Source organism: Polystyrenella longa (assembly GCF_007750395.1).
In the GTDB taxonomy this organism is placed as follows: Bacteria; Planctomycetota; Planctomycetia; order Planctomycetales; family Planctomycetaceae; genus Polystyrenella; species Polystyrenella longa.
In genome coordinates, this window is sequence record NZ_CP036281.1 from 3,163,758 (window position 1) to 3,180,397 (window position 16,640).

Genomic DNA, 16,640 nt, shown 5'->3' on the forward strand with positions numbered 1-16,640 from the left:
GCATTTCACTGGTAGTCGGATAGTTCATCAAACAGCGATTGATTTGAAATGTAGAGCTGTCCGCGATGGTCATACTTGTGCTCAAGTCGCCCGTCTTTAATCCGGCGATAGAACCACATGTATCCAACCTTAAGTTCTTGGCTGGCATCCTTCCAGTGGGTGTATTCCTGCGAGTTTTCGAGAGTTTTGAACATCGTTATTCCTTTTGATTCATTAGACAGATGCAACTGAGCTGGTGAGCCATCAAAGAAGGAACGATTACACTCGTATATTGGAATTGAATCAATCTTTGCAAGGCGGTTTGATTCAGATATCCACAGGAATAGATCGGTACTGATTCCGATCAAATCCGATATTGTCCAAAGTGGTAAAGATCCGCCATTCGGTTTATTTCGTTACGGGTTCAGGGTACGCTGTTAGCATCTCAAATCTCAAACTCTCGAATCAAATGGGCCGAAGCCATGATTAAGTTTTCCTGTCCTGAATGTGGGCACGGTATGAAGGTTCCCGACGAAGCAGCGGGCAAGCGGGGCAAGTGCAAGAAATGTGGCGAAACGGTCCAGGTACCAAAGTCACAGAAAGCGGAGATCATTACCCAGCCCCCACCAATGGACTTTGATGAAGCCCCCCTGCCCAGCCGACGAAGAAAGCGACCTACTCACCGAGAGGCAAGCCCGGTATCGGTAGAGATTCATCAGGAAAAGCCGGTAACGAACAGCCTCGGGATTGCTGCTCTGGTGCTGGGAATTATTGCGTTGCTGTTATGCTGGATTCCGTTTATCAACCTGATCACTGCCCTACCTCTCGGGGGAATCGGTTTGATTCTCTCTCTGATTGGATTGGTGATGGCGATCACCCGCAAGGGGACAGGGATCGGTTATCCAATCGCAGCGGGTACGCTCAACTTTATAGCGGTTCTGGTTCCAATAATCATGACGGCATTCTTTACGGCAGCAGCAGGTACAGCAGTCAGCGCCATCGACGAAGCTGGTAAGGAGATTGAACGCCGCGAGTCCGAACGCAATAAGCCACTTACCACCAACGCAGACGGAGAGGCCACAGAAGAGACCGAAGTAACTGACACGACAGAAGAGCCGAACACTGAACCAGCTTCACCGTGGGACAACGCAAGTGCGATCTACGATGGCGAGCTGGTCAAGGTCGAGATTACCGGGGCCAAGATTGGTAAGGTCGACTTAAAAACTTTCTCAGGTGAAAGCACATCGGAGGATGATTTTCTAATCTTTACGATCAACATCACGAATAAACAAGAAGCTAAGAAAATGGACTTTCGTGGATGGAAGGCGGAAACGTTCGACGATCGGGCAGCAACGCTAGAGGACGAACACAGCAACCAATATCACGGGGCTCGATTCAGCTCTGCAAGTCGCGTGCAGGGCCAGGCGGCCTACGAATCAATATATCCTCAAAAGTCCGTGGGGGATGTTCTCCCGTTCGAGGTCCCCGTTGATGCTGCCAAGGAATTGAGATTGAAACTACCAGCGGCAGCCTATGGAGAAGAAGGTCAGATTCATCTGATCTACGATGCGGGCGAGGTGGAACGATGAATTCAATCTTCGGTGGCATCCGATTCGAGCATAATGGACGATGTTGGAAGACTCGTCATTGCCGTTCCAGTTAGTTCTTTGAATCGGACCTGCTGAGCCGTCAGAAGGTCCGCGTTCGTGACATCTCGCCCATCGGTATCAATGAGAAACGTCTGTTTGTCAAGAAGCCCATTCTGCAGGACGTACTCTAAAGTCATTTTGAAGGTGCCCAATTTTGGTAGTAAGATATGGGCCACCCGTTTAGACTCATCTGGGCCGATCCGCAGTGTACCAATGAAAGTCTTAGTTTCATCGTAGAGGTTATCGGGGTACGCAAACATTATATCTATCGGCGCTGATGGCTTAATCACCAGATGTGCCTGTTTACCTTCCGGACGATTAGTATGAAATTGAATATGAGCTTTTATAAATGGCCGAGCCTTTGCCGTTTCAATTTCCAGCATCTTGCGATTTATAGCAGTCTGTTCTTTGGTTAATTCCGCCAGTTTCTCTGCTTCATCTGCACTCTTCGCGAGCGTTTCCGACTGAATTTGGAGGTCTTTCCTTTGGAGCATAATTGCGACGATAACACCTGCTAGGGCGAGACCTGAAAAAAGTGAATTAACAAAGCCGAACGAATCGCCATAGGTTCCGGCGTCTGGAGTTGAGCCATATTTATGAATTGGGTAGTACCCAACTATCCACCATAAAAAGATCACGACCACGGCGGCCAGTAGGAAATATGCCCACATCCACAAGTCGGTACCTTCTTTTCGTCTATCTGTCACAGTGCTTCCCCAGTTATGCCCGAGTGAATAATTCTTACAGAGTGCCATATAGAGGCGACCTTGACAACTCTACAGCCAGGGAGGCATAATCCGATCCTCTCAAAGCCGTAAGGCACGTAGTCTCAAAACCAATGTAGAAGCAAGAATCCGCACATGCGCGGGTGTGGGGTAGCAGCAATGCCCCCAAGGCGGTACTACGCCGCCTGAGAACGCCAATGCATGTGCGGGTTCTTTTTTACGCGCTGTTCTTAGCGTGTAACGGAAGGAGTCATTCATATGACTACGTTTCCTACTACCCTGTTCAATGGCAACGGTCCCAATCGCTTGAGTCAGCCTGCTGGGGCTGGCAATGTTGCCAATCCGAACGACCAGCAGCAACCAGGCTCACAAGCCGAAGCTGGCCAGATGACGGAAGATGATTTCCTCAAGTCGATCCTGCCTGATTGGAATCCGGGGCAATGTGCATGGCCGATCTATCTGGTTCAAATGCTCCCCGAGGATCTGCCCGAGGTTCCGACCGGATGCCCGAAACGGGCACACCAAACCTACCCTTCCACCATTGCCCGAGATATGGCAGCCGTCCACAACAAAGCGGCGAGTCAGAAGGCTCAAGGTGGTACTCCTGAAAAATGGGCAGTCATCCTCAAGCGGAATCGATCAGGGTATAGCTCGATCCTGTTGATCAATCCCCGAAAAGGCTGGGTTCCTGAGGATGAATACAGTCAGGCTCCTGCTGATCATACCTTCAAGGGAACGCAAGCAGCCGCACGGCGATATGTGCAGCTGCTCAACGGGTTTTACACCGAGAAGCAAGATCGGTGGGCAGTGCTGGCAAGTTCGGTACTACTCAGAGAAGGAGCCATTAAGGCGACAGATAGCCCCGAGGCTCGATTCAATGTTCTTACCCAACTCGGAGCCGTTCTGCAGGTAGGTGTGACCTACGATTCTGCTCTGGAATTCTCAAGACGACATAACGCCATCAACATCGACGGCGATCATCGGGCCCAAATCGTTCAATCGAACTGAGACCAGTTGTCTTTCTCAATGTCCCCGGTGGACTCTCCGCCGGGGTTTTCTTTCCCTCTTTGAATTAAGTGGAGGTTTCGCCATGCGCGAAGATATCAAAGTCTATGTCATTAAAAAGGCATCGAAAAAGTTCCTGTATATGAAGTATGTCGATCCAGAAACGAATCGAGAGATCACACGATCAACGAAAACGAACCGCATGAAGGAAGCCATCAGGGCTGCTGGCCGATGGGAATCGGAATTGCGTAGCGGTCAGTACAAAGGCACATGCCGAACGAAATGGGAGGATTTCCGCGAACGGTATGAAGTGGAGCATGTTTCAGGGTTGTCGCCTGAAACGGACGCGAAGATCAGTGCAGTTTTCAACATGGTCGAACAGATACTTAACCCGAAACGATTGGCCGAACTGACAGCGGCGAACATCAGCCGTTATCAATCAGAACTGCGACACCTCGGGCGATCAGAGCAGACCATCAAAAGCCACACCACTCACCTCAAGGCTGCGCTCAATTGGGCGGTTAGTGTTGAACTGTTGCCAAAGGCGCCGAAGATCAGTCTTCCATCGAGAGCGAAAGGGGCAACCATGATGAAGGGGAGACCGATCACAGGCGAGGAATTCGAGAGGATGATTGCCTGCACGGAGAGCATCGTCAAATCATCCGAGAAGGCCAGTGAATGGAGATTGCTGCTCAATGGTATCTGGCATTCGGGGCTCAGACTGGGCGAAGCTCTGAACCTTACGTGGGACAATCCCGACAAACTGCAAATAGAGTTTATTCGAGATCGGGTGATGATCCTGATTCCAGCGGAACTGGAGAAAGGGAACCGAGACCGGAGATTGCCGACCATTCCTGCATTCGCTGAATTGATTTCCTCAGTTCCCGAATCAGAGCGGACTGGTTACGTATTCAACCCACCACCAATGCGACACACGGAATCAGGGAGACTGGTCGATGAACAGGTGGGCCGCATTATTACCAAGATCGGAAAGAAGGCGGGAGTTAAGGTCTCAGAGAAAGGGGGCAAAGTGAAGTATGCCAGCGCTCACGACCTGAGACGATCATTTGCAGCCCGGTTGGCTCTCAAAGTGCCTGCTCAACAGCTTATGCAGATGATGCGACACGAAAGCATCGAAACGACTCTCAAGTTTTATGTGGGCCAGGATGCCGATAATCTGTCTGATTTGGTCTATTCTGCCTTCGAGAATGGGCACTCTCGGGACTTTTTACGGGACCCTGCCCCAATTGAGGCCAAAAGCCCACCTCAGAGGGTTGATGTAAAGGGTTAAGGCTACCTACAATACGACATATGCGAGAGTGGCGGAATTGGCAGACGCGCTGGATTTAGGATCCAGTGCCCATAGGGCGTGGGGGTTCGAGTCCCCCCTCTCGTACTTATTACTTCATAAGGACTTACGTCATATGGGCGTAGGTCCTTTTTTCGTTTCCAAGCGTAACTCGGAACAAAGTCGGAACAAGTTGGCATCCATAGGGCCTACACATTGCTCGTCGAAGAACGGTCTGCGGCATATACTTTCTTGTCCAAACGCAATGGGGCGTGCGGCACCGGGAATCAAGTATGGCCAGCCTTCACAAAGACCGTAAATCGTCCAATTTCAGTATTCGCTTTCGTTACGAAGGGAGGAATATCAATCGGTCCCTTAGGACTTCGGATAAACGAAAAGCGGCTGGAATCTGCTCGCGTATTGAAGAGACACTACTATTGCTGGAGGGCGGTAGGATTGAAATTCCTGCGAGTACTGAGCCTCTTGACTTTATTTTCTCCGACGGCAAGAAGACCGGGAAAACAGTCTCGACAAAAACAAAACATTGGGGACTGACCGAATTCTGTGCCATTTACGAGCAACGGCTCCCTCAAGGACATAAAGAAGCTTCAACACTGCATGGAGAGCGGATTCACTTCAATCATCTCCAGAGGCATTTAGGCCCGAACAGAAAGGTGCAATTTATCACCAAAGCAAACTTGCAGGAGTACGTCGCGAAGCGTTTACAGGATACTCATCACGGAAAACCAATTCAACCAGATACCGTTCGCAAAGAATTGGTCACTTTTCGGATGCTTTGGAACTGGGGAGTTCAAGAAGATCTTCTTACGGGACCTTCTCCCACTAAGCATGTTGTGTTCCCCCTGACAGACGAGAAGCCCCCCTTTATGACGTGCCAGGAAATAGAACGTATTATTGCCCGAGGAGGACTTACCGAAGCAGAGGAGAGACGGCTTTGGGAATCAGTTTACCTGGAGACCTCTGAGGTTGGTGAGGTTTTAGAGTACATCCGAAATAACGCTCGCTACCCTTTCATTTATCCGATGATGGTATTCGTGGCTCATACCTCAGCCCGCCGCAGCGAAATGGTGAGATCACTAATTGAAGATATCGACTTTCGATCTCGCACGGTTGTGCTGCGTGAGAAAAAGAAAAGCCGAACAAAGGCAATGACATTTCGCCGCGTGGATATGAGCCCACTGCTTTATCGCGTCCTGCAGGAATGGATTCAGAATCATCCTGGGGGCCAGCAGACGTTCTGCCAGTTACGCGGGTTTCAACAAGCGTTACCGCTTACCGTCTGGCAAGCTCATTATCATCTAAAACAAACCGTGTCTAACAGCGATTGGAGCTTTTTAACGGGATTCCATATCTTTCGACACTCGTTCGCATCCAACCTGGCCGCTGCTGAGGTGGATCAACGGGTTATTGACGAATTCATGGGACATCAAACCGAAGAAATGAGACGCCGCTACCGACATCTGTTTCCAGCCCAGAGGAGAGCGGCGATTGAGTCCATCTTTGGCGAAGAGGACGATAGGAATCAAGGTTCGCTTGCCAGTTAAACTGGAACCATCGCATGATCAACCAGCTTGGCAATCACAAGCGTTGTTTTCCATAAGATAAATTATCACATTTAGCTTAATAGGTGGGGCACTGTCTATCCCCAAACGCGAAAACTGACTAATTTCAACGGTTTGATAGAAGGAGTTTTTACAAATGGAACCAAGAAATCACACTCACCTCTCGCTCGAAGAGCGTCGTCAAATTCATCAATTGCTTAGCAGGAAGATGCCTGTGGTTGCTATTGCGCAAGAATTGGGGCGTCATCGCTCGACGATATTTCGAGAAGTTCAACGCAACAGCTAATTCGATGAAGATAAAATTTACAACGGTTAATTTCATGTGAATGCCCATGAATTTGCATCCCGGCGCCGACATACGCTTCGTAAACTGTTGCAACGTGGAGATTTACGAGCATTTGTAATCAGCAAGCTAAAGATAGCCTGGTCGCCGGAACAAATTGCGGGCTTTTTAAGGCGTCTTTCCCTCCCCAGTTCTTTTCACGTGTCATGAAACGATTTATGCTTTCATTTACAGCCGTGAAGGACGTATGTTGCGACTTTATAAATATCTTTGCCGGAGGTTCATTAATAGACGCAAACGTGGCCGTAGAACACCCAGGCACCTTCGAGGTGTACCGAAACGTCTTTTTATTCCCAATCGTCCTGATCAAGTTGGAGATAGGCGGAACTTTGGTCATTGGGAAGGTGATCTGGTGATTTTTCGACGCGAACATGGCAATGTGACATCACTGGTCGAACGCAAAAGTAGATTCACGGTTTTAATTAAGAACCAGAATCGAAAATCAGCAGTTGTTGTTGGCCAAATCAAAGACCACCTAACGTCCCTGCCCCAATTATCGCGGCGTTCAGTAACCTTTGATCGCGGATCGGGATTTATGGGTTGGCGGGCTCTGAATCCGCATCTGGGTCTTGATAGCTATTATTGCGACGCTCGTTCTCCTTGGCAAAAAGGAACAAACGAAAATACGAATGGCAGAATTAGGAGGTTTTTGCCCAATGAGACGAATTGGCATGCCTTTAAAAATCTGAACCAGTTGTAATGAGGGAAACCGGAGTCCATAATGGACTTCAAGGAGAACTTCAATGACAACGAAAAAGCGAAAACGACACACGCCTGAGCAGAACAGTACGCCACGTCAATTGCATGGATTTTCTGCAGCGTGATTCAAGAATTCCGGCCTCAGGATTTCAGCTTTACTCTACGCTGCGTTGCCCTAGCTCACAAGGCATATCCGATATGGCATTCCACTCGTCGACGTCGTCAGAAGTAAACCTATAAACGTAAATGGAAGCACCAACACAATCCATAGGAACTCTAGATTCTACCCATTTACAAAACTTCGTTTGTTTGACTGAACATGCTGGATACCGGTCTCCCGTTTCATATGAAGTTGCACACGCCAAATTCAGGCATGTAACACTAATTGCGAGATACCCCACTTTCGGGCAAGTTGGAACGCGTGCGAAACGTCCGACTGACTCAGTGGGCATAAACGTGCTATTCAGCCTAAGTTCTGAGCTTAAACCAGGATAGGGCCAAGGACATGGTGAATATACGGCAACATGAAGCGAGGCGTTGAACGATTTTTTGGCATACCACCTATCTAATATTAAAATATCTTGTCCCCAATCGTTCTCAGAATAGATGAACTTTCTATGCATTCCTCCCACTTCACAGCTGACGCTTGAAAAGTAGCCTAAGTAGCTAGGATGCCATGGAAGAACTGACAGCGGAATGCCCAACAGTAACGTCGCCCCAAAGCATTTACGCCAAACCCTGCCTTCATTTCGGTTGGATGCCATTATAACGCCTGTGAGAACGGCTACACACGGAAAAAGCGGCAATAAATACCGAGATGCGTTTATCGAGTTATTGTAATTTACCGCCCCTGTAACGAGTAAAGAAAACAATACGAACAGCCAAACCTTACTGAACTCATACCTAGATCGCCACAAAGAAACTACTGCCATTATCATCAAAATCCAATATACCTCCGGCAATTTCGCGGCCATCGTAATGACGTAGTACATTGGCCATCCCGACCTCCGTACTTGTCCATTATAATAATTCTCCCAGCCGGATTCAAAGTCGGCAAGTTGCTTGTCCAGTCCGTAGAAATATGGTTCCGGAAGTAGCCCTAATGTCCAGTTCGCGAAAAATGGTGGACCCAGCGATACAATGGATTGGATATCTGTCAGATGAGTCGACTGATACGCCACCTCTTGTCTGAATTTCACGGGTGGGAGCGATAGATAGCCGGCAGAAATGACCAGCACGCTAACTAACATAATTCCAATAAGCACTAAGGACACTTCCCCAATTGTACGAATAACCTTTCGGCATAGACACACTTGGAATATAGGAGAGTACCCGGCATCGCCAACTTCACTTGATGGCAGCTCATTGCCCTTGAGTCCATAACATCGTAAACAAGCGATCGCAATTTCATAAGCAGCATTTATTATGAGCACCACATACAATAAAGTTAATGAAAATTTTGTAATCTGTGCCACTCCGATGACCAAACCTGTCCATAGCACCCGTAATAAGAGGGGCTTTTCGAACACGTGGCGTATAGAGTCGATACAAACAATTGCCATTAGGGCCGAGGGCATATCGGGGGATGCAATCGCTGCATAAGACAACGCAAATGGATTAAAGCACCACATTAATGAACCGACAACGTTTGCATAGCCGCCAAATATTCGTTGTGAAATGCAAGAAATTACTACCGCTGCGATGATATAACAACCTACTGACACCATGCGAGCCATTGTGAACATCCAATATACGGATTCTCCATTCGACTCCAGAAACACTTCCGCCAATAGAACTTCCGTACGCCTGCTGGAGTGCTCAAGCAACAAGTTTTCTGGGACTGACAAACCCTTAGCATAAGCCGGAAGGCTCATCAATAGCTTGGCGAAGGGCGGATTGTGCGCATACGTATGCCATGAACCATGCTCCCAATAGCTTAATCCCGCACATACGTGCGCCGCCTCGTTATGCGTGACAGATGTTGACATGGCCGCACTAATGGCAGTAAGTGCACCATAAATTACTATGCCGGCAGTTATTATCCATGATCGCCTTGATGTCGAGCCATTCACTTGCAACACTCCAGTCGAAGAAAATCTGAGAACAACATGCTATGAACTTAAAGGCAAAGCAGTTGCAAAACCATGAACCTACTGAACAGTTTGGCCTGTTGATTGCATTGTCATGTCTTCGAAAGGAGACTCAACAATGGAATTGACGCTGGAGCTGTACCCCTCACTCGAACGGTACCTTGCAGCGTCCAGGACGGACTGTGTTACGGAATTCACTGATGAGCCATGGCTTTTGATCGAAGACCTCTTTCCTTGGGAAGGCCCGACTCGCTTGGGAGCGACTCGTAGAACAACTCCAGTTGGATGGCAAGATCGACTGTTCGGAAGGCATGGCAGACGGCGCATTGGCCCCTGCAAAAAAAAAGGGGGGAATGCGTTGGTCCCACCAAGTGCGGCAAGGAGACCAAGATCATGTTGCTCGTCGATGGTCGTCAAGGAACGCCCCTGAGTGCGGAGGTTCATAGCGCATCGCCTGCTGAAGAGAAGTTGATTGAACCGCTGCTCGATCATTCCGTGATCCCTTATCGTGATCCGACTCGCCTGCTCTAGGATAAAGCTGCCGACAGTGATGCGCTGCGACACCGGCTTCAGTGTTGGCGAGGAATTGAACTGATTTTGCCGCATAAGAAGAACAGAAAGAAGAAGGCGATCCAGGACGGTCGAACCCTACGCCGCTATCGCCGACGCTGGAAAATCGAACGCACCATCGGCTGGTTGAAGACCTACCGGCGCATCGTGGTTCGCTACGAATACTAAGCTCATCTGTTCCACGGCTTCGTGCAACTCGCTTGTCTGTTCACTATACTTAAGAGGTTTTGAAGCTGCCTTGCCTCTAACCAGGATGCCATTCAAATCGGTTGATCAGCCAAGTATATTAGACCACTTTGGCAAGCTCCCTGAATACCACTCCTTGGGTGAAGGCTGTTACACCCGTCCACCATCAGGAGTTCACAACTATGCAGAGCCCGACAAATAATCGCAACGCACCTCATCAATCGCAACTTCACGCAACAACAGTTGCGATTCCGATTCCATTCGTCGCCCTGTCAGGGTTTCTCGAGTGAGTTCTCGTCCCAATTATTTTACAATTCCTGACACTGGGATTACCAAGTCGGGTAGATCCCCCTCGAAGTCAATGGTCACATCTGCTGAAAAACGCCCAGTCTCCGATGGGGCGGTAATGGTAACCGAAATATTCTCATTATTAGACTCATCATTTACATTTACCACGTCATCCGGAACAGCCTTGATTGAGTCAATATTGGGGTACTTGGCGTCCTTATCATGCACAATCAAAGAAATCTCACGAGTCAAGATCTGACCGGGAGATACGGCCCCTACGAAAAGGAGCCTAACCCTAGGTTTTACAACATGGAGTATATCAATTCTAGCAGGTAATTTCGTCGGAGATAGATTGTTATTCCATTTAAGTAAGAGGTGAGACTGGTGCATCCCAAGAGGCATGGGATCTTTGGCTGCCAACTTGATTTCGATTGTATCTCTCCATGACTGCTCTGTTTCATCTGGATGGCGAACAAAGCGGGCCGACTTTTTGCTGACCGACACCGGCTTAAATATTCCAAAATCTGATTTGTCTTGGATTAGTTCTAGTGGTTCTTCATCCTCCTTCCTCAAATATTGGGCGGTGACCGCAGTTTCGATAGATTCCCCTAATACTGCTTTTTCCAGAATTTCTTCAGGCCCAATATCAAGCAGTTTTGAAAAATTCATGTTCATAACGAGATTGACAGGAATACCCGGGCTGGAAGTAACCTGAGCGATCGCCGAAAACTCTCCGAATTTTCGCTTGTTAACTGCCATGACTACATCTATCGGTTTATTTGGTAGGATGGTTTTCCCTGCTAACTCAGGTTTGACTGTTACCGCCCCACAACACATGTGTTTTACAGACTTAATTTCAACAGGCTCCGTTCCTATAACTGAGATTGTAAAACTACCTTCAACATAGTCACTGGATACCTCGCCCATCTCTAGTGTTTCCGGAAGAACCTTTAATCCACTTGTGACCTGTGTTGCTGTACGAGTCTCTATAAAAGTGTCATTTGCGCCACTATCAGCCAACGGCGCCAAGTCATACGGTAAATCCGATTCACTAGCACACGACATCATCATAAGACTAGTTGTCAACAGCACTAAATATTGTACAGTTTTCCGCATCCTGTTTCTTCTTTCACTTTGTTTAGAAGTGGTCCTGAAACCCTCTGATGGGTTGTACTGAACCTTGTATTGTAGATTCGAAAACAGCCACAACCGGGTTTTAGTGAGTCATTATTCCTGCGAGAGCTATCCAGAGACACTGGCAGGTAGCACCGGTGCCGCAACCAACCGTAGAACAGAATATTTATGCATTGGAAATCGACGTCTTCATCGTTTGCACTCCACTCATCTCACTGACGCACTTGCGGTATGTCTTCATACGTAAACCTTATTTTTTTCTCGTCTCCAAGACCTAAATCCGAAATACAGCGATGCCACCAAACAACATCCAAATAGTACATACAATCCCGTCACGTTCGCAAACGAAGGTCTTGTTGTTAGCAACTCTCCTTTCCAATACCTCTGCAACTTGCTTAACGGCATGACGATGTTCGGCTTGAGTTTTGTAGCGTCTGCTAACACTGCTCTTCCGTCGTCGTCTAAATGTTTTAACACTACGAAATGACCAGCGTCCGTCTGCCCGCTAGCATCCTGGATAAATATAATACTCGGAGTCGGAAGATTCCGTGCGTCGATAGTTGATTCCACGCGATATGAGACGGTTGGAACAGAAAATCTTCTGAGTACGGTTGCCAAATCAGCAAATGACAGCGTCATTAGTTCTGTTGCTTCATGATCTCGAAGGAATTCTTTCTCCACATCTGAATATGTCACGTCTTGCCCGTTTAGCTTTAAAAGTAACGTAGTGCTTGCCACGCCACAGGGCACCTTTTTATTGGCCAATGTGTCGGTGTTGTCACTGGCGAACATTACGCAAGGCGTAATGAATGACAGAACGATAAATACACTGCAACGAAACATTACAGAATGACCTCACTTCGCATTTCTTTTCTTTTTTCGGACCTGTGATACATAATAAAAGCCGATGGCTAATACGGCTAACAGATTGGCAGCTACAACCCACAACGTAGGGTTATTGAGTAGCGTTGCTTTACTTGAATTACCCTTAGATTTATCGGCGAAATCGTCAACCACATCCTCAATTTCACCGATAACCCGAGATTCCGCTTTCGTCTTGTCATAGACAGCCGTCGAATCGGGAAATTCCATTGCATAATTTTCGAGTGCTCGTTCTTTAACTTCCGACACACTCCATTTCGCAACCTCTGAAGGTACTTGCGCAACTGTCTTTATAGTCTTGGTTCGGATCAGTTCTTCAATGGAGGTAGGTACGTGCCCCTCAATGCCAGGGTCATTAATCCTATAAGTGATGGTTCCAGATATTGGGTAAAACTTTCCCTCGGAAACCTCTTTTATCTCTATGTCGTGCATACTCTCTCTGCTTAATTCTCCATCGTGAGAATTTTCAACAACGACCGGAATTCCGTCAACGATATTCCGGGAAAATCGCTCTATTCGAATTGGCAAGAAACCCTTTGTGGTATCTATATAAGCCGTTTGTCCACTGAATAGCTGCAAACGAGTCCCATACTCTTCCCGTTGACCAGCAGTGAGAAACGCCTCAACAGGCTTCTCCTCTGAATACTCCATAACAATAATATCAGGAGACAAGCCTTCTAAAAGCGGACCATTTGTTATGATTTTGTAACTATCTCGATTATGCAGAAAAAATTGGTCTATTTCATGAGCGGGACCACCGTTGTGCGGTGTTATATATCCAAATGGGGGCAGTGAAATGTTCGCCACAGGAGGGTAATTCACAAGTATTGTTGCGGTCTGTCCACCATAGCTATCCACTCCGTGCCACATTCGAAAGAGATCGTCATTGCCGGGCGAATATGCAAGAACTTGAATATCGGAATGGGTGGTGAGGAGATTGCCTGGAACAGGGGACGCGATTTTGCTGATTGAAAGGGGACCTGTGTCCTGTTTCGGAAGGCAGAGCACAAAACCGTTCCAGTCCGTTGAAAATCCTAAATAGATCGTTCTTACTCCTCGATTTTTCGGTGACTCCAGCATCGACTTATAACTGGATATCCTGCTGATTAACTGATTTCTTATACTGCCGTCGGAACTATTTGTCAGTTCTTGTTCCGTTTGGTGTATCGCGCGCTCAATCATGGTAAACCATGCCTCTTTAAACTCCCTCGAAGTACTCCAGCACAGGGTGAGGCCCTCAAATGATTTGCGATTCCCATCAAATCCGGCGATCACATCCTCTGGCGTCCATTCCTCAAAACGGTCGTCAGCATATAGCGAAGAAGCCGCAAGTATGGATAATGTCGTAATTAAAGCTATCGTCCGCGCAGAGTGAGCGGGACAGTAAGAAATGAACAACGCAATGGCATGCATGTCTAGAGTTCTTTGAAAGAGCGAGATTCGAGGGTTAAAGAAAAAACCGAGAGGGGAGTAGCGCTGTCAGAACCCTACTTGGTCCCCTCTTGGATGATCGGCAATTCTCTTCGCGGACCACTTTCCCACGTCGTCTGCAATAGAGCTTCTTCCCAACAGCCCAACGTAGAATACCATATCAAACGCAGTTGCCAGCAATGTAAATGACGTACGTTCAGATGCAAGTGTTGCACCAAGCACTGCCGCCGCTTACGCATGCTGCCGGAGTGGTGCAGTCGTGCGCCAGATTTTGCCTCGGTGGACAAGGCACAGGCGTCATTGAACTCCCGCAGGCAGCCGCGGCGTTAGGATCACAACTACCAAAGACTGTGTCAGTACAATCCCTGTGATTGCCTGTCGCAGAACATCCGTCCCGTGCCGTGGAGGTAAACTTGCAATTCAATCCAGCCGATATTGGAACGCAGTTTGGCTGAATGCAAGTTGGGCAAGCCACCAGAGGCCGAATGCATTGGTCTGTGTAGAAGTCATCTTGCCCTCCTACCGTCGACAGTTGCTCCTCATGTGACATTGGAGTGAGTGCTCTATCTATTGACGCTACGTAGCCGAGCGAGCATAACGAGAGCACAACACCTAATGCATAGGGAAACAAATTAAACAAGCAAGCGATGTTCATAGTGGAAGTCCTTTTAAAAAATACTATTGAAATAGTTACCAAATACCATGCCACAAGTCCTTGAACAAATGGGGTCGAATTGTGGTTGCGAGGCATTTATTACTTTCGGGTAATGTCTACATAGCCATTTTTATTAGCAGTAAGGTCACAGACTATTCTGAATCCAATAAACGGACTGCCTTTCCATGGGTCGTTAGCCACATACACCTTACAGTATGGCCCCGTCGCGACCCAATACCATCCGCGGATAACATGAAGATATCCTGTTGCTGGCCCACGGGGATTATCGACGGGAGAGTTAGCGTAGTAATCGCGACGGCGATAATCTGATACCCATTCAAATACATTTCCGGTCATATCATAGACGCCAAACCTGTTGGCAGGATATGTCCCAACTGGTACGGTAGTAATCTGGTCGGCTAGCTTGTTATCCCGGCTACCAATTTCACCAGTCTCATTAGTTTTTATCCATTCCGCATGCTGCTCAATCTCTTCGGTGTCTGCCGCCCGGCAAGCCCATTCCCATTCGGACTCGGTTGGCAAGCGGTAAACTCGCCCGTATTTTTTTTCTTCCGGAAGAGCTGAGAGCAGATTACAAAAGCGAACGGCATCATCCCATGAAACATTTTCTACAGGGCATTCCGATGTGTCTTCTAATGTCACTCTTTCTCGGTATTCTCCGGTTCCGGAATGGGCGCTCGGGTTATTCCCCGCTATTTGTTCGAATTGCTCTTGTGTCACCTCGTGAAGCCCCAAATAAAAAGGGTGTGTTAGGCGTACTTTATGGGGGACGGCATCATCGGGATACGGAAATTCATTGCCTTTATTGGGCAGCCCCATCAAAAATTCACCATCTGGCACCGCGACGAACTTCATGCCGATTGAATTTTCGATATAAACTGAGGCAGGCTCGACCTCAGACGGGGCTGAAGCTTGAGAAACAGAAACTGCTGATTCCGCTTCCCCTGGTTCGTATAGACCCGCGAGTTCATCCTCAAACGTTTCCGAATTGAAGATGGCTTCCGGCGCTTCACGTGAGTGCATGACGTGCCATAGAGTTTTCTCAACCGTGTCCGACACAAACCGCACGGAGCCATCGAGCAGCATGGCATTGACACCACCCGAATGCATACTGCGGGCAGTTGCCTGGGCATTTTCGTTGCAATAGTCGCACGCCCCCATTTTCTTTCCGTCTATAAACTCTGCACCTAGCTTTTTGTATAACGCGGGCGCCCCCAATATGTCGTCCTCACCCGAATCGCTTTCGACATAGTTTGGACCTCCATCATCACCGACGACTCCATGCCCCCAGGTAATGCTTCCGCCAATCTGACCAAGTGCCCACACGCCGCGGGGATCGATCGGATCAAGGCCCGCACGAATTTCTTCGAGGGCTACAAATGTGGACGCACCATTCACGATATCAGATCGAGAAAAACTTTTATTGATCCCCGCTAAGCCATTTCCCCACCATTGAAACTCGCGAGTTCCCTCGTCGTAAACATAACGATTTTCCGTTGGACCTGGGTTGGAAAGCGTTCCAAACTCGGCGGGAACATATTCACTCCCACCATTGATCGCGTAATTGCCGCGAGCAAAGTAGACGAGCGATCCGTCCGGCGTTTCAAGTTCGTATTGGTTGTCGGGGCGATTATACGTATCACTGGGACAACTAAGTGCTGGGAATTCCGATTCCCGAGCCGCAGCATTTTCCGGTGCGATGGTTGGTAAATCCGAGCGGAACGAAAAGCTGTCGCCATCCCCCAGATAAGGCAGCAGCATCTGCACCCAATTATCTCGCGTCACTTCTACTTTAGTAGGAAACTCGTGAGAGAGGAGGTTTGGCAGATCCAGCCCCTCGGAACCCCAATGAGCCGCAGGGGGATAAACCCTGTGCGTGTCATGGTACGACTCTAACGCAACACCTAATTGCGACAAGTTGTATTCACACGTCTGAAGTCGTGACATTTCCTGCAAGCGAGCCAACGCAGGCACGCCGACCAGAAACAGAATATTTCCAATGACGATCAAGAGTATCCACTCTTTGATGCTCCATCGGAAGTTCCAAGTTGTTGATGACTCCTCAGACATTACTTTCGCCTTGTCTTAATTTCCGAGCCCAAAATTCAATGT

At 48.2% G+C, this 16,640-nt stretch carries 15 protein-coding genes, 1 tRNA gene and 1 pseudogene; 10 read left to right on the forward strand and 7 right to left on the reverse strand.

All coding sequences use genetic code 11. From position 1 onward, the window contains the following. Window positions 1-5 precede the first annotated feature (5 nt). Window positions 6-194 carry a hypothetical protein gene (locus Pla110_RS11795; protein ID WP_144995959.1) on the reverse strand — a complete coding sequence of 63 codons (189 nt, stop codon included), beginning with the start codon at window positions 192-194 and terminating at the stop codon, window positions 6-8. Between the two features lie 267 nt (window positions 195-461). On the opposite strand from Pla110_RS11795, the gene Pla110_RS11800 reads away from it, so the two are divergent. After that, window positions 462-1,568: a hypothetical protein gene (locus Pla110_RS11800; protein ID WP_144995960.1), complete on the forward strand. Its 1,107-nt coding sequence runs from the start codon at window positions 462-464 to the stop codon at window positions 1,566-1,568. 2 nt (window positions 1,569-1,570) lie between these two features. On the opposite strand, the gene Pla110_RS11805 is transcribed toward Pla110_RS11800, so the two are convergent. Continuing rightward, window positions 1,571-2,383, reverse strand: a complete 813-nt coding sequence (locus tag Pla110_RS11805; RefSeq protein WP_144995961.1) for a hypothetical protein — start codon at window positions 2,381-2,383, stop codon at window positions 1,571-1,573. A 228-nt stretch (window positions 2,384-2,611) separates the two neighbouring features. Here Pla110_RS11805 and Pla110_RS11810 point away from each other — a divergent pair, with 228 nt between their 5' ends. From Pla110_RS11810 to Pla110_RS23165, 6 genes and pseudogenes are all read left to right on the forward strand, one after another. Continuing rightward, window positions 2,612-3,361: a hypothetical protein gene (locus Pla110_RS11810; RefSeq protein ID WP_144995962.1), complete on the forward strand. Its 750-nt coding sequence runs from the start codon at window positions 2,612-2,614 to the stop codon at window positions 3,359-3,361. Window positions 3,362-3,443: 82 nt separating this feature from the next. Then, window positions 3,444-4,649 carry a tyrosine-type recombinase/integrase gene (locus Pla110_RS11815; RefSeq protein WP_144995963.1) on the forward strand — a complete coding sequence of 402 codons (1,206 nt, stop codon included), beginning with the start codon at window positions 3,444-3,446 and terminating at the stop codon, window positions 4,647-4,649. 22 nt (window positions 4,650-4,671) lie between these two features. Further along, a tRNA-Leu gene (locus Pla110_RS11820) sits at window positions 4,672-4,754 on the forward strand. 185 nt (window positions 4,755-4,939) lie between these two features. Continuing rightward, window positions 4,940-6,211 carry a tyrosine-type recombinase/integrase gene (locus Pla110_RS11825; RefSeq protein WP_144995964.1) on the forward strand — a complete coding sequence of 424 codons (1,272 nt, stop codon included), beginning with the start codon at window positions 4,940-4,942 and terminating at the stop codon, window positions 6,209-6,211. A gap of 154 nt (window positions 6,212-6,365) precedes the next feature. Further along, window positions 6,366-6,515 carry a helix-turn-helix domain-containing protein gene (locus tag Pla110_RS23160; protein ID WP_144995965.1) on the forward strand — a complete coding sequence of 50 codons (150 nt, stop codon included), beginning with the start codon at window positions 6,366-6,368 and terminating at the stop codon, window positions 6,513-6,515. Window positions 6,516-6,723: 208 nt separating this feature from the next. Beyond that, a pseudogene (locus Pla110_RS23165) lies at window positions 6,724-7,272 on the forward strand (IS30 family transposase); the annotation flags it as partial. 154 nt (window positions 7,273-7,426) lie between these two features. On the opposite strand, the gene Pla110_RS11840 reads toward Pla110_RS23165, so the two are convergent. Then, the gene (locus tag Pla110_RS11840) at window positions 7,427-9,343 is read right to left on the reverse strand and encodes a glycosyltransferase family 39 protein (RefSeq protein WP_144995966.1); all 1,917 of its coding nucleotides are present in this window, start codon (window positions 9,341-9,343) and stop codon (window positions 7,427-7,429) included. Window positions 9,344-9,754: 411 nt separating this feature from the next. On the opposite strand from Pla110_RS11840, the gene Pla110_RS22630 reads away from it, so the two are divergent. Further along, window positions 9,755-9,892, forward strand: a complete 138-nt coding sequence (locus tag Pla110_RS22630) for a hypothetical protein (protein WP_197440152.1) — start codon at window positions 9,755-9,757, stop codon at window positions 9,890-9,892. A gap of 66 nt (window positions 9,893-9,958) precedes the next feature. Beyond that, the gene (locus Pla110_RS23170; RefSeq protein ID WP_390620437.1) at window positions 9,959-10,099 is read left to right on the forward strand and encodes a transposase; all 141 of its coding nucleotides are present in this window, start codon (window positions 9,959-9,961) and stop codon (window positions 10,097-10,099) included. 321 nt (window positions 10,100-10,420) lie between these two features. Here the strand turns inward: Pla110_RS23170 and Pla110_RS11850 are convergent, their stop codons facing one another. Further along, window positions 10,421-11,521: a hypothetical protein gene (locus Pla110_RS11850; protein ID WP_144995967.1), complete on the reverse strand. Its 1,101-nt coding sequence runs from the start codon at window positions 11,519-11,521 to the stop codon at window positions 10,421-10,423. Between the two features lie 155 nt (window positions 11,522-11,676). Here Pla110_RS11850 and Pla110_RS22635 point away from each other — a divergent pair, with 155 nt between their 5' ends. Beyond that, entirely contained in the window at window positions 11,677-11,817 is a 141-nt protein-coding gene (locus Pla110_RS22635) for a hypothetical protein (protein ID WP_197440713.1), read from the forward strand. Here the strand turns inward: Pla110_RS22635 and Pla110_RS23175 are convergent. From Pla110_RS23175 to Pla110_RS11865, 3 genes are all read right to left on the reverse strand, one after another. Then, window positions 11,777-12,382, reverse strand: coding sequence for a cysteine peptidase family C39 domain-containing protein (locus Pla110_RS23175; RefSeq protein WP_144995968.1), 606 nt, complete (start codon window positions 12,380-12,382; stop codon window positions 11,777-11,779). The genes Pla110_RS22635 and Pla110_RS23175 overlap by 41 nt on opposite strands. 12 nt (window positions 12,383-12,394) lie before the next feature. Next, window positions 12,395-13,834: a hypothetical protein gene (locus Pla110_RS11860; RefSeq protein ID WP_144995969.1), complete on the reverse strand. Its 1,440-nt coding sequence runs from the start codon at window positions 13,832-13,834 to the stop codon at window positions 12,395-12,397. A gap of 772 nt (window positions 13,835-14,606) precedes the next feature. Beyond that, window positions 14,607-16,598, reverse strand: a complete 1,992-nt coding sequence (locus Pla110_RS11865) for an SUMF1/EgtB/PvdO family nonheme iron enzyme (protein WP_144995970.1) — start codon at window positions 16,596-16,598, stop codon at window positions 14,607-14,609. Window positions 16,599-16,640 lie beyond the last annotated feature (42 nt).